This is a genomic window from Novosphingobium endophyticum (genome assembly GCF_014640675.1).
Lineage (GTDB): Bacteria > Pseudomonadota > Alphaproteobacteria > Sphingomonadales > Sphingomonadaceae > Novosphingobium > Novosphingobium endophyticum.
Map to the genome: position 1 here is coordinate 36,962 of NZ_BMHK01000005.1, position 13,232 is coordinate 50,193.

At 68.1% G+C, this 13,232-nt stretch carries 12 protein-coding genes; 8 read left to right on the top strand and 4 right to left on the bottom strand.

From position 1 onward, the window contains the following. Nucleotides 1–24: 24 nt before the first annotated feature. Nucleotides 25–492 (top strand): ferritin-like domain-containing protein, encoded by a 468-nt coding sequence (locus tag IEX32_RS05025; RefSeq protein ID WP_188769114.1) that lies wholly within the window; start codon nucleotides 25–27, stop codon nucleotides 490–492. 19 nt (nucleotides 493–511) lie between these two features. Here the strand turns inward: IEX32_RS05025 and IEX32_RS05030 are convergent, their stop codons facing one another. Next, on the bottom strand, nucleotides 512–2,560 hold the full coding sequence (locus IEX32_RS05030) for a protein-disulfide reductase DsbD family protein (protein WP_188769115.1): 2,049 nt from the start codon (nucleotides 2,558–2,560) through the stop codon (nucleotides 512–514). A gap of 97 nt (nucleotides 2,561–2,657) precedes the next feature. Here IEX32_RS05030 and IEX32_RS05035 point away from each other — a divergent pair, with 97 nt between their 5' ends. The 4 genes from IEX32_RS05035 (at nucleotide 2,658) to IEX32_RS05050 (ending at nucleotide 6,964) form a co-directional block, all read left to right on the top strand. Next, on the top strand, nucleotides 2,658–4,331 hold the full coding sequence (locus IEX32_RS05035; RefSeq protein WP_188769116.1) for an alkaline phosphatase family protein: 1,674 nt from the start codon (nucleotides 2,658–2,660) through the stop codon (nucleotides 4,329–4,331). Continuing rightward, nucleotides 4,328–5,575: a UbiH/UbiF/VisC/COQ6 family ubiquinone biosynthesis hydroxylase gene (locus IEX32_RS05040; protein WP_188769117.1), complete on the top strand. Its 1,248-nt coding sequence runs from the start codon at nucleotides 4,328–4,330 to the stop codon at nucleotides 5,573–5,575. The genes IEX32_RS05035 and IEX32_RS05040 overlap by 4 nt, the downstream gene beginning before the upstream one ends. A 199-nt stretch (nucleotides 5,576–5,774) precedes the next feature. After that, nucleotides 5,775–6,158 carry a cupin domain-containing protein gene (locus IEX32_RS05045; RefSeq protein ID WP_188769119.1) on the top strand — a complete coding sequence of 128 codons (384 nt, stop codon included), beginning with the start codon at nucleotides 5,775–5,777 and terminating at the stop codon, nucleotides 6,156–6,158. 308 nt (nucleotides 6,159–6,466) lie between these two features. Then, the gene (locus tag IEX32_RS05050) at nucleotides 6,467–6,964 is read left to right on the top strand and encodes an Hsp20/alpha crystallin family protein (RefSeq protein WP_188769121.1); all 498 of its coding nucleotides are present in this window, start codon (nucleotides 6,467–6,469) and stop codon (nucleotides 6,962–6,964) included. 14 nt (nucleotides 6,965–6,978) lie between these two features. Here IEX32_RS05050 and IEX32_RS05055 read toward each other — a convergent pair whose 3' ends face one another. Genes IEX32_RS05055 through hemC form a run of 3 tightly spaced genes read right to left on the bottom strand, consistent with a single transcriptional unit; the run spans nucleotide 6,979 to nucleotide 9,562 of the window. After that, the gene (locus IEX32_RS05055; RefSeq protein WP_229736096.1) at nucleotides 6,979–7,920 is read right to left on the bottom strand and encodes a mitofilin family membrane protein; all 942 of its coding nucleotides are present in this window, start codon (nucleotides 7,918–7,920) and stop codon (nucleotides 6,979–6,981) included. Then, nucleotides 7,917–8,627 carry a uroporphyrinogen-III synthase gene (locus IEX32_RS05060; protein WP_229736099.1) on the bottom strand — a complete coding sequence of 237 codons (711 nt, stop codon included), beginning with the start codon at nucleotides 8,625–8,627 and terminating at the stop codon, nucleotides 7,917–7,919. Before IEX32_RS05060 ends, IEX32_RS05055 begins: the two co-directional genes overlap by 4 nt. Continuing rightward, a complete protein-coding gene (hemC, locus tag IEX32_RS05065; protein ID WP_188769133.1) occupies nucleotides 8,624–9,562 on the bottom strand; it encodes a hydroxymethylbilane synthase in 939 nt (312 codons plus the stop codon). The genes IEX32_RS05060 and hemC overlap by 4 nt, the downstream gene beginning before the upstream one ends. 44 nt (nucleotides 9,563–9,606) lie before the next feature. On the opposite strand from hemC, the gene tsaD reads away from it, so the two are divergent. The 3 genes from tsaD to IEX32_RS05080 are packed head-to-tail and all read left to right on the top strand — an operon-like array spanning nucleotide 9,607 to nucleotide 13,219. Then, nucleotides 9,607–10,653, top strand: coding sequence for a tRNA (adenosine(37)-N6)-threonylcarbamoyltransferase complex transferase subunit TsaD (gene tsaD, locus IEX32_RS05070; protein ID WP_188769138.1), 1,047 nt, complete (start codon nucleotides 9,607–9,609; stop codon nucleotides 10,651–10,653). Then, a complete protein-coding gene (locus IEX32_RS05075) occupies nucleotides 10,650–11,648 on the top strand; it encodes an NAD(P)H-dependent glycerol-3-phosphate dehydrogenase (RefSeq protein ID WP_188769142.1) in 999 nt (332 codons plus the stop codon). Before tsaD ends, IEX32_RS05075 begins: the two co-directional genes overlap by 4 nt. Next, on the top strand, nucleotides 11,645–13,219 hold the full coding sequence (locus IEX32_RS05080) for a lipopolysaccharide biosynthesis protein (RefSeq protein WP_188769143.1): 1,575 nt from the start codon (nucleotides 11,645–11,647) through the stop codon (nucleotides 13,217–13,219). The genes IEX32_RS05075 and IEX32_RS05080 overlap by 4 nt, the downstream gene beginning before the upstream one ends. Nucleotides 13,220–13,232: the final 13 nt, after the last annotated feature.

Genomic DNA, 13,232 nt, shown 5'->3' on the forward strand with positions numbered 1-13,232 from the left:
GGGCCTGTCTGAAAGGAGCCTCCAATGACCGAAATCGACAAAGAACGCGTTGTCACACTGCTGAACCGCATCCTTGAACAGGAACTGGCCGGCGTCGTCCGCTACACGCATTATTCTTTCCTGGTTTACGGCTATGGCCGAATTCCTATCGTCTCATGGCTGCGAAGCCAGGCCGATGAATCGCTGCTGCATGCCCAGGAAGCGGGTGAGATGGTGACTCTGTTGGGCGAGCATCCATCGCTCAGGATCGGCCCGCTGCTGGAATCGCATCAGCACGAAATCGGTGCGATCCTGCGCGAGTCGCTCGAGGCCGAGAGCGCGGCAACGGCCCTGTACAGGGAATTGTTGGAGGCCGTGGCCGGCAAGTCCGTTACGCTGGAGGAATACGCCCGCAAGATGATCTATGCGGAAGAAGTGCACGCCGGCGAGGTCGACAAGATGCTGCGCAAGCCCGGCGACATCAGGGCGTTCGTCGAAGACCCGCCGGGATAAGCGCGTCCGCGCGTCTCGATTAACTCCCCGCCTTCGCCGCCAGCAGCGCGGGCGTGAGCACCTGTGGCAGCTTTTCGGCCGTGCCGTCCTTGGCGTACCACACATAGAGTGGCACCCCGGCCGCGCCGTGGGCGGTGAGATAGCGGGTGATCTCCGGATCGCGGCGGGTCCAGTCTCCGCGCAGGACCACGACGCCCGCCTTTTCGAAGGCCTGCTTCGTCTCCTTGCGCTCGATGGCGATTTCCTCGTTGACCTTGCAGGTCAGGCACCAGTCGGCGGTCATGTAGACGAACACCGGCTTGCCCGAGGCGCGCGCGTCGGTGAGCGCTGCCTCGCTGAAGGGGCGTGTGTCGAGCACGCTTTCGACCTGCGCGGCGCCTGGGTCGGGGCGAGGCAGGAGAAAGAGGCCGGCGATGGCGGCGAACACGGCCAGCAGCGCGGCGGGCAGGGCGCGCTTGCCCCGGCGCTGCGCGAGGCCCGCCCCGGTGAGCGCGGCGAGCACCAGCAGCGTGAAGATCAGCGCGCCGGCCAGGAACCAGGGGCCGCCGATCTTCCAGGTGAGCCATACCAGCGCCAGCGCCGTCAGGCCCATCGGCACGGCCATCGCGCGGCGCAGGCCGTTCATCCACGGTCCCGGCCGGGGCAGGCGGCGGCGCAGTGCGGGCACGAAGGCCACCGCCAGGAAAGGCAGGGCAATGCCCAGGCCGAGCGCGGCGAAGAGCGCGAGCGCCGGCATGACCGGCAGCAACAGCGCGGCGCCCATCGCGCCAGCCATGAACGGTCCGGTGCAGGGGGTGGCGACAAAGGCGGCGAGCAGGCCGGTAGCGAAGGCGCCCTGCGTGTAGCTGCGCGGGCTTCTCCCGGCCACGAAGCCCGGGACGGCGAACTCGAAGGCACCCAGCAGGTTGGCGGTAATCGCGCTTGCCAGCAGCAGCAGCGCAACGACCACCAGCGGTTCCTGCAGCTGGAAGGCCCAGCCCACTTCCTCGCCTGCGGCGCGCAGGATCAGCAGCGCACCGCCGAGGCCGAGGCAGGCGACGATCACGCCCGCCGCATAGGCGAGCCCCTCGATCCGCGCATGGGCCTCGCTCTCGCCGGCACGGGCGAGGCTCAGCGCCTTGAGGCTGAGGATCGGAAAGACGCAGGGCATGATGTTGAGCAGCAGCCCGCCCGCCAGCGCGGCCAGCAGCAGCCACGGCAGGGCAGGCAGCACGGGATCGCCGCCGCTGGCGATGACCTCGCCGCCGGTGGGGACTTCGCCCGGCCGCGCGATGAAGAATACGCCGTTGCCGGCGTCGTCGAACTTGAGCACGCCGCCGACCGTCCCGGCCTCGCGCGCGGCGAACCTCGCGCGCGGGATGGTCACCAGCAGCAGGTCGCCCCGCCGCGCGAAAGTCTGCGGCGCGGCGTAATCGACCAGCTTGTCCTGCTCGATAAAGACATGCGGCGCAGTCAGCTCGACCGAGGCAGGCAGCGGAATCGCGAGGCGCAGCGACTTGTCGGTGATCGCCATTGTCGCGGGCGCGTCGAGCGGGGCGGGCAGGCGGCGCATCCATTCGGCAAAGCGCGCGTCGGTCGGCGCGGATCCCCCGATGACGACTTCCGTGGCCAGCTCGGCGCGTTCGGGCACGCAGATCTCGTCGGTGCAGGCGAGCCACTGCGCCTTGACGCGCACCGGCAGCCGGCTGCCCGGCGCGGCATCGGCGGGCGGGGTGAAGGGCACCAGCACCGCATAGTCGCTCTTGTAGACGTGGTTCATCAGGCCGGAGACGACCAGCGTATGCGGCACCGGGTATTGCGGTTCGCCGATACTGGCGCCCTCGGGCAGCGACCAGTCGAGCTGCATGCCGAGGCCCGCGTCGCCCGGATTGGTCCAGTAGCCGTGCCAGCCCTTTGCGGGCCGCATGTGGATCGCCAGCGTGGTCTCCTCGCCAGCCGCGACGGCGGCGGGAGCGATCAGTTCGGCGGCGATGTGATTGGACGCGGCCATGGCGGGCGCCGGGAGCAGGAGCAAGGCAAGCAGGCGACACAGGACTGCCACAAACAGGCGATAGCGACGCGGTTCCATGAAGCTCCCGTGCATCCGGCCGCCTTGCGAGACACGCTCATTCCGGCCACGGCTGCATCTGCCCGCTATGCGCCGACTTTTCAAGGAACCTGCCTATATGTCTTTCGCCCCGCGTCGCTGCCTGGTCCCCTTTGGCCTTGCTGCTGCGCTGACTTGCGCCGCCCCGGCGCTCGCCGAACACGCGCCTTCAGCCGAAACAGCCGCGCCGCAGGGCAAGCCGCAACTCGTCGTGGCGATCGCGGTGGACCAGTTCTCGGCCGACCTTTTCGCGCAGTACCGCGAGCATTACAGCCGCGGTCTCGCCCGGCTGCTGACCGGCGCGGTGTTTCCTTCCGGCTTCCAGTCGCATGCCGCGACCGAGACCTGCCCCGGCCACTCGACGCTGCTCACCGGCGTCCATCCCTCGCGCTCGGGCATCATCGGCAACAACTGGTTCGTCCCCGCCATCGGTCGCGAAGACAAGAAGGTCTATTGCGCCGAGGATGAGAGCAATCCGAAGAGCACGTCCGATGAGCCGGTGGTCTCGCCCGGTCACCTCAAGGCGCCGACGCTGGGCGACCTGATGAAGCAGGCCGATCCCGCCGCGCTCAACGTGGCCGTCTCGGCCAAGGACCGCGCGGCGGTGATGATGAGCGGGCACACGGCGGACGCCGTCTACTGGATCAGGGGCAAGGGCTTTGCGACTTACGCGGGCCGCAAGCTCTCGCCCGCCGCTAAGGCCGAGAACGCCGCGATGGCTGCGACGGTCGCCAGGGGAGCGGGCGAGCTGCCGGTGCCCGACTGGTGCGGCCCGGTCGATCATGCGACTAAAGTCGGCAACTTTACCATCGGCACGTACCGTTTTCCGCTCAGGCCCGGCGATTTCAGCGGTTTCAGCCGCAGTCCGCGCATGGACGCCGCCACCGCCGACATGGCGGTGCGCCTGCTCGACGAGCTGCCGCTGGGCAAGGATGACGTCACCGACGTGCTCTCGGTCAGCTTTTCGGCCACCGATTACATCGGCCACGCTTTCGGGCACGAGGGCGTCGAGATGTGCATCCAGATGGACCAGGTCGACCGGGCCATCGGTACCCTGCTCGATGCGCTCGACGCGCGCGGGATTGACTACCTCGCCGTTCTCACCGCCGATCACGGCGGCCTCGACACGCCCGAACGCCTGCGCGAACAGGGCGTGCCCTATGCCGGGCGCATCGACGCCTCGCTGACCAGCGCCGGGCTTTCGCAGGCGGTTTCGAGGGATACCGGGATTACCGCAAGGTCCGGCCCGCTGCTTTACGGCGCGGGCGCTTCGGGCGACATCTGGATCGCCGACGGTCTCACCGACGAGCAGAAGCGGAAAGTCATCGCGGCGCTCGTCGCCCGGCTTGAGGCGAGCCCGCAGATCGAGGCGGTCTATACCGCCGACGAACTGGCCGGGGTCAAGCTGCCGAACGGCGATCCGCAGGACTGGACGATGATCGAGCGCGTCGCCGCCTCGTACGACCCGGAGCGTTCGGGCGAAGTGCTGATGATGACGAAGCGCGCGCTCGTGCCCGGCCCCGCCCGCCCCGGCTATACCGCGACGCATGGCAGCCCCTGGGACTATGACCGCCGCGTGCCGATCCTGTTCTGGCGCAAGGGCATGACGCCGATGGAACAGCCGCAACCGGTCGCGACCGTCGACATCGCTCCGACGCTCGCCGCGCGGATCGGCCTCACCGAACCGGCGGGCACATGGGACGGCAGGTGTCTCGACATCGACGCCGGAGAGGCCGATAGCTGCTCTCGATGAGCGACTCGAATGCGATTGAGCAAGATGCGGCGCCCGAACGCCGCGACCTGATCATCCTCGGCGGCGGCCTCGTCGGCATGACGCTGGCGCTGGCGGCCGCGCGCGCAGGGATCACCAGCCATGTTGTCGACCGCGCCGATCCGGCCGACCTGACCGCCGAAGGCGCGGACGGGCGCGCCTCGGCGATCTCGACCGCCAGCTGGAACCTGTTTCGCAACATCGGCATCGCCCAAAGCCTCGAGCCGCTCGGTTGCCCGATCGATTCGATCGCGGTGACCGACGGTATGAAGCCGGGGCGCATCGATTTCACGCCAAAGCCGGAAGAAGGCTCGCTGGGCCGCATGTTCGCCAACCGCGATCTTCGCATCGCGTTGTTCGATGCCGCGCGGGAAGAGCCGAACATCGCCTGGCACGTGAAGACCGAAGCGGTGCGGCGCGATCGCGGTCCGTATGGGGTGGAAGTCGAACTGTCCGATGGCCGCGTGCTCGGCGCGGGCCTGCTCGTCGCCGCCGAGGGACGCCAGTCGCCCACCCGCGACGAGGCCGGCTTCGCGCTCGCCAGGTGGGACTACAAGCACCGCGCTTTCGTTGCCGCGCTGTTCCACGACAAGCCGCACGCGAACACCGCCTGGGAAATCTTCTATCCGGCCGGCCCCTTCGCGCTGCTGCCGCTGCGCGATGACGAAGAGGGGCGCCACCGCAGCGCGCTCGTCTGGACCGTCGCGGAGCAGGACGCCGCCGGTATCACCGCCATGCCTGATGCGATGTTCGTGAACGAAGTCGCGGCGCGGATGCACGGCGTGCTCGGCCGGATCGAACTCGCCGCGCCGCGCATGTCCTATCCCTTGCGCTTCCACCACGCCGGCAAGGTGATCGGTGAGCGCCTTGCCGTGATTGGCGATGCCGCGCACGGCATGCATCCGATCGCCGGGCAGGGCCTCAACCTCGGCCTGCGCGATGTCGGCGCCCTCGTCGAAGTCCTCACCGAGGGCATGCGCCTCGGCCTCGAGCCGGGCGACGCGCAGCTTCTCGCGCGCTACGAGAAGTGGCGCAGCCTCGATGCCTTCATGGTCATGTCGGTGACCGACGGCCTCACCCGCCTTTTCGGCATCCCCGGCCGCCTGCCCAGCGCCGTGCGCCGCTTCGGCATGGGCGCGGTGCAGCGCATGCCGACCCTCAAGCGCTTCTTCATGGACGAGGCGCGAGGGATGTCGGGCAAATTGCCCGAGCTGTTGCAGGGATAGTGACGACCGGCGTTGGACGGTAGCAGCCGGGGCAGCTTTCGAGAGGCAGTTTCGGCCTGCTGGATGACCGGAAAGTTGGGGGGAGCGGACGTGTCGCTAGGACGGCCCGCTGGTGGAGACGACAGTTACTAGGTGTTGCGGAGACGGGTTAGCCGTTTAAGGAACGTCGATGTTGACCCACTTGTTAGGAGGCATCTGTATGAGATTGGCTTTGCGCTGGCCGCTGCTGAGCGGCGTCATTCTCGGAATTTTCGGCACCACTGCCGTGACCACCTTCGCTGGGACATCGCCAGCTAAGAGCACCAGCCAAGTACTCTTCGAGAATGAGATGGTGCGCGTTAAGCAGGCCATTTTCATGCCCGGCGATCGCGAAGCTCCGATGCACACCCATGACCTTGCCCACGTGGGGATCCCTCTGGACGATGGGCGTCTGATCTTTCGCTATCCCGACGGCAAGTCGGAAACACTTGACTTGAAAACTGGAACCGTCGGGTTCCGCGAGGCCAACGTCACGCATCAGGCCATCAACGTTGGGAAAAATCCATTACGGGTGATCGAGGTCGAACTGAAACGTTCAAACTGAGCCCGCCCTGCTTTTACCAGTGCCTCCTCTAATGAATGGAGCGTGGCAGACGCCCTTGATCGGTCAACGACACTCCGACCGGTTTGTCGGCGCGACCGGCAAGCCCGCTTTCGAACTAAAATCCTGAAAGGCCGCCGTGGCCGCATCTCCGGGAGATTGAACGTCCTCGCAAGAGGGGGATTGCTCTTGCCTGTCCACTTCCCATCTCAGTGTTGGCGAGGCTGGATGCATCGGCTGTTTGATGGGCGTCAATGCATTCCGGTCGCAGCGGGAGAAGATGCACGACACAGTGAGAAAGGAGAAAGGCAATGGCTGAATTTCGTTCTCTCATCCCGTTTGGCTTCGGCTCGCTTTCGCGCGGAGGTCAGGATCCGTTCTCGGGCTTCCGTCAGGAAATGGACCGCCTGCTCGAAGATTTCGGACGCGGGTTGCCGGCCGCGATTTCGGGCGACAAGGCCGGCTTCATGATTCCCAAGGTCGACGTGGCCGAAACGGAAGCCGGTCTCGAGCTGACCGCCGAATTGCCGGGCTTTGACGAAAAGGACGTCTCGCTCGACATTCAGGACGACGTGCTCACGATAAAGGCCGAGCACAAGACGGAGCGCGAGGAAAAGGACGACAAGAAGAGGTACCATCTCGTCGAATGCAGCCGGGGCACGTTCCTGCGGCGCCTGGCGCTGCCCTTCGCGGCGGATGCCGACAAGGCCAGCGCCCACCTCGACAAGGGGCTTCTGAAAGTCACAGTGCCTCGTCTGGCCCCGGCCGAGAAGAAGACGAAGTCGATTCCGGTCGGCGGCGGCAAGTAAGAGGGGGGGCGGCCTCAGGGGTTCGGCGGCGGCGCCGCGCCTTCCGGCATGGCCGGCGTTGCCAGGGGGCTGGGTTGGTCGACCTTCTTTCCCTCGGCATCCTGCAGGCGGCGCGGTTCGAGCATTGCGGTCGTTTCGAGCAGTTCGAGCGCGCGCTGGACTTCCTCATAGCGGCGGGCGTCGGCGATCCAGCGCTCGGCGGCTTCGGCGCCCGGAAGGCGCTGGACTTCGGCGACGGCGCTGCCGATCCGCCGGGCGGTGAGCATGATACTGGCCCGGTCGATCCGGGCCGACGGCGAGAGCAGCGTCGATGAATCGCGGTGCACGGTGAACAGTCCCGCCAGTTCGCTGGTGGCCCGCTTCCACAGGCTCTGGTTATTTTCCACCGCGCTCAGTTCGGGAGAGAGCGCTTCGAGGCGGGCGCGCAGCTCGTCGATGGTCACGGGGTTCCTGGAAAAGTCGATGATGGTCTGCACGGCGCGGGGCTGGGCGTTGGCGAAGCGCAGGCGGAGCTGGTCGGCGACGTAACTGAGCGGCTCGCCGCGATCGACCATGCGGCGCGCGGCAAAGGCGATCAGCAGCCCTTCGGCGCGCGCGGCGTTGCCGGAAGCGGCGTCGGTCTGGAAATCAATGCGCGATAGCCGGTCTTCCAGCAGCGCGAGCCGGGCCTCGACAGACCCGATTTTGGCGATCTGCTCCGGCGTCGGCTTGGAGGTGGTCGTGGCGACCTCCGGCACGACGTTCTCTTCGTCGGTGATGATCGATTCCGCGGAGACTTCGGTGGCTTCCGGGGCGGGCTGCAGGTCGTCCAGGTAACCGCGCGTACTGGCCCAGGCGACGAGCAGCGCGCCGAACAGGAAAGCCAGCAAGCCCACGAAGATCACGCCGCTCCGTGAACGGGACGATGTGTGTTTCTGCAGCGTGGTGTTGTCCTGCATCGCGCCTTGTTCGGTCATGGAAGCCAGTTGGCGGAGTCTTGGCACATCTGCGCGGCCAAGGCCAGCAGCGCGGCATCGCTCGGCCGCGATATGCTGCGCGAGGCGGCCCAGCCTTCGCCGGCGCGCCCGGCGACGCGCGGTCCGATCGACGCGAGCGCGAGCTTGCCGCGATCTATCCCGGCGCGTTCGCACTCGCGCGCGAAATGCGCAGCGGCTTCGCCCGAATGGAGCAGGATCACGGCGGGGCGGGCGAGCAACTGCGCCAGCGCCGGAGGGAAAGGCAGCGGCTTGCTGGCATAGACTTCGCGCGTGGTCATCGTGACGCCGTCCGGCGGGTGGAGGTCCACCCGTTCGCGCCCGGCAAGGCGCAGCAGGCGGCGGTGGCGGCCCGAAAGAGCGCCGAGCATCGGTTGCAGCCCGCCCTTGCCGGTGGCGATCACCTCCAAGCCCGCCGCGCGGGCGGCCGCGGCGGTCGTCTCGCCTACCGCATAGGCCGGAAGGCCGCGATAGCGTTCCAGCGCCGCGCCTCCATGGCGAAGGGCATTGGCGCTGCCGAAAAGCAGCGCGTCCACTTCCCCGGGCGGAACCGGTTCCCATTCCAGCGCTCGCACGTCGAACAAGGGGAAGACGCGTGCGTCCAGACCCATCGTGCGTGCGGCCTCTCGGGTGGCCGAGGCGCCCGGTTCGGGCCGGATGACGACCAGCGGTGGCACAAGATCACTCACGCGGATCCGGCGAAATGAACGGCAATGGCCGGGACCGCGCGGGCCAGAAGGTCGGCGGCGAGCCTTGCGGGGCCTTCGCTGTCGCCCAGCGGAAAGAGACATTCGCCTTCGACCTTCTCTGCACCGTCCGGGCTGAAGAGCGCGCCGCGCAGCAGGATATCGCCGCCCTGAATGCGGGTCAGCACCGCGATCGGGCTGTGGCAGGTGCCGCCCAGCGCCGCCAGCAGCGCGCGCTCGGCGGCGACGGCGGCGCGGCTGGGCGCATGATCGATCGCGGCAAGGAACCGGCGGGTCCGCTCGTCTCCGGCGCGGCACTCGATCAGGATCGCGGCCTGGCCGGGGGCGGGGAGCCATTCGTTCTCGTCCAGCGGATGACCGGTGCCGGTTTCGCCCAGCCGCCGCAGTCCGGCGGAAGCGAGGAAGGTCGCGTCCACCTCCCCCGCGGCGAGTTTGGCGAGGCGCGTGGCGACGTTGCCGCGAAAGGTAACGACCTTGCAGTCCGGCCGGGCGTGAAGGAGCTGCGCGGCGCGGCGCGGGGCGCTGGTTCCGACGACGGCGCCTTGCGGCAGGGCGTGGATGCTTTCGGCGCCGATCAGCACGTCGCGCACGTCCTCGCGTGGGAGCACGGCGGCGATGGCGAATTCCTTCGGCCGGATCGTCTCGACGTCCTTGGCCGAATGGACCGCGAAATCGATATCGCCCGCCGCCAGCCAGGCGTCGAGTTCCCTGGTCCACAGCGCCTTGCCGCCGATTTCGGCGAGGGGGCGGTCCTGTACACGATCGCCGCTGGCGGTGACCGCGACGATCTCTATGTGCGCCGGTTCGATTCCATGCGCTGCCGCCAGCCGGTCGCGCGCCTCTTCGGCCTGGGCCATGGCCAGCGGTGAGCGGCGGGTGCCGAGGCGGAACTTGGTCTCTTGCTTGTCGTAAGTCATCGGCGGCTTGTGCTACCCGGCATTGTCGTTCAGGGAAAGTCACGATGAGGACAGTTCTCGGGATAGAATCCTCGTGTGACGAGACGGCGGCGGCGCTGGTGACGGACGGGCGCGTCATTCTCGCCCAGCGCATCGCCTCGCAGGACGAGGTGCATCGCCCCTATGGCGGCGTCGTGCCGGAGATCGCCGCGCGCGCGCATGCAGAGCGGCTCGCCCCGCTGATCGAGGCAACGCTGGCCGATGCGAACATGCGGCTGGAGGATGTGGACGCGATCGCCGCCACGGCCGGACCGGGGCTGATCGGCGGCGTCATGGTCGGGCTTGTCACCGCCAAGGCGCTGGCCATGGCGGCCGACAAGCCGCTGATCGCGATCAATCACCTCGAAGGCCATGCGCTTTCGCCGCGTCTGGCCGATCCGGGACTCGAATATCCCTACCTGCTGCTGCTGGTCTCGGGCGGGCATTGCCAGATCCTTGGTGTCGAGGGCGTGGGCCGGTTCCGCCGCCTCGCCACGACGATCGACGATGCTCTGGGCGAGGCCTTTGACAAGACCGCCAAGCTGCTCGGCCTCGGCTATCCCGGAGGCCCGGCGGTCGAACGACTGGCCGCGCGGGGTGATGCGAGGAAAGTGCCGCTGCCGCGACCGCTGGTGGGATCGGACGAGCCGCACTTCTCGTTCGCGGGGCTCAAGAGCGCGGTGATGCGGGCGAAACAGGCGATGGACAAAGGGGCCGGATACACCGAGGCCGATATCGCCGCCTCGTTCCAGCAGGCCGCGATCGACTGTCTGGTCGACCGTACCCGCCGCGCGCTGAAGAACGTGGGCGAGATGAATGCGCTCGTCGTCGCCGGCGGGGTTGCCGCGAACCAGGCGATCCGCTCCGCGCTCGAAACGCTGGCGGCCGAGCACAGGCTCGCGTTCGTCGCCCCGCCGCTCGCGCTGTGCACGGACAACGCGGCGATGATCGCCTGGGCGGGCGTGGAGCGGCTGGCACTGGGGCAGTCCGATCCGCTGGACATCGCGGCCCGGCCGCGCTGGCCGTTGGACCCCGATGCGGAAGCAGTACGCGGTGCGGGAGTGAAGGCATGAGGGGCAAGGTGGGGGTAATCGGCGCGGGCGCCTGGGGCACTGCGCTGGCGCAGTCGCTGGCGAGCGACGGCAGCGAGGTGCTGCTCTGGGCGCGCGAGAGTGAACTTGTCGCCGAAATCAATTCGAAGCACGGCAACAGCCTGTTCCTGCCCAGCGCGCGGCTGGCAGAAACGATCCGCGCCACCGGCGATCTTGGGGAGCTCGCGGCTCTGCCGGTGCTGCTCCTCGTCGTGCCGGCGCAGTTCCTCGCCTCGGTGATCTCCGAATTGCCCCGGGGGGAGCGCGATGTCGTGCTCTGCTCCAAGGGAATAGAGGCCGCGACCGGGCGCCTGATGTTCGACGTCGCCGCCGACGCGGCGCCCGACGCGCGCCTTGCCGTGCTTTCCGGGCCGACGTTCGCGCACGAAGTGGCGGCCGGGCTGCCGACGGCGGTAACGCTCGCCTGTTCGGGCGGTGAAGCGCAGTGGGACCGGCTCTCGCCGCTGATCGCGCGTTCCGGTTTCCGCCCCTACTATTCGGACGACGTGATCGGCGCCGAGATCGGCGGAGCGGTGAAGAACGTGCTGGCGATCGCCTGCGGCGTCGTCGAGGGGCTGGGGCTTGGCCAGAACGCGCGCGCGGCGCTGATCGCGCGCGGCTTTGCCGAGATGCTGCGTTTCGGGCTGGCGCGCGGCGCGCGGGCGGAAACCCTGTCGGGCCTGTGCGGGCTGGGCGATCTCGTGCTGACCTGCTCGTCCACATCGAGCCGGAACTTCTCGCTCGGCCTAGCGCTCGGCAAGGGCCTGTCCGCCGCCGAGGCGCTGGCGGGCAAGAACAGCGTGGCCGAAGGCGCGGCGACCGCCCCCGTGCTGGCCCAAATCGCGACGCACGAGGGGGTCGACATGCCCATCGTCCAGTCGGTGTGCCGTCTGCTGAAGGGCGAGGCCCCGGCCGGCGTCGTGGTCGAGGATCTGTTGGCGCGTCCGCTTCGCGCAGAGCAGGAAGCAGATACTTGAGCGAGGGTACCGGCGCCTTGGGCGCGCCCGGAGAGAGGCCCCGGGACGACATCGCGGCGCTGGCCAGAGGTGGACGGACCAACCTCTTCGGGTTTTTCCTGCGCCTCGCCGCGCGCATCCCGTTCCTGTTCATCGCCGGCCGGGCCGCGGCGTATGGCCCGGAGGCGCTCGGCCGCTTCGCCTCTGCGCTGGTGGTGATCGAGCTGACCGCGATGATCTGCACCATGGGCGAGAAACGTGGCCTCGCCCAGCGCCTGTCCGATACCGAGGGCGAGGTGCCCCCGGCCAATATCGTCGCCGACGGCATGATCCTCGCGCTCCTCGCCAGCGGCGCAGCGGCGCTGTTCTTCTGGTTCGTGCCGACGCCGATGTTCCCCGGCGGCAAGTACACCGAAATCGATCGGCTGATGGTTCTTGCCATTCCGCCGCTGGCGCTTACCGAGATCTGGCTGGCGGCGCTCGCCTATCGCCTGAAAATCGGCCCTTCGGTCTGGTCGCGCGCCATCGTCGAGCCGTGGACGATCTCGATCATGGCTGGCGCGATGATCTTCGTCGCGCCCGAAAGCGGCCTTTCGCTCGCCTACATTGCGTCGATCTTTGCCGCCGCCATCACCGCCTTCATCCCGTTTATCCGCGAATATGGCCTGCCCCACGGGTGGCGTCCGAGGCCTGTCGAGATGCAGCGGCTCGCGATGCGCTCGATGCCGATCGCGCTGGCCGACACCATCGAATGGGGCACGCGACGCGTCGATCTCCTCCTGCTCGGCTTCCTGGCGCCGCCTGCCGCCGTCGGCATCTATTATGCCGCGCAGCAGGTCGCGAGCCTGCCGCAGAAGCTCAAGACCAGTTTCGAACCGGTGCTGGGGCCGGTCATCACCCGCAACCTGAAGCAGAAGGACTATGGCGCCATCGCGCGGCAGGTCTGCCAGGTCGGCTTCTGGATCACCGCCGCGCAGGCCGGAATCGCGCTTGCGCTCGGCATCCCGGGTGAAGGCGTGATGGGCCTGGTCGGGCGCGAGTTCGTCGGCGGCACGGGCGCGCTTGCCTTCCTGCTCATCGCCGAAGTGGTCGCGGCCACTGCCGTCGTCAGCGAGGCGGCGTTGATCTATGTCGCGCGGGTCAAGAACCTGATCGTCTCGGTCGTCACCATCGTCCTGCAGGCGGCGCTGACGCTGGGCGGCATCCTGCTGATGCAGCACTATGGCTACAACTCGCTGTACCAGGCCGCCGCGGCGGCGATTTCGCTGACGCTGGCGCTGGCCTTCGCCTCGATCGTCAAGTCGCGGATGCTCGCGAAGATCCTGAACGAACGCATCAACAACTGGCGCTGGGCGCTGGTCTGGGCCGCATCGCCGGCCGTGATCATCGGCTTCCTCGCGACGCGGTACCTGCCGGAGTGGGCCGAACTTTCCTTCGGCATCCCGGCGATCCTCGGCGCCTATTTCTACGTGATCTGGAAAAGGGCGTTCGGCCCCGAAGACCGCAAGCTGTTCCAGAAGACCAAGGTGGCCCAGGCCGAATTCGCCGATGCCGGGGATACGCTTGGGGGCAACTCCCGCGGGGGAGGCTGACAGCGTTCGATTT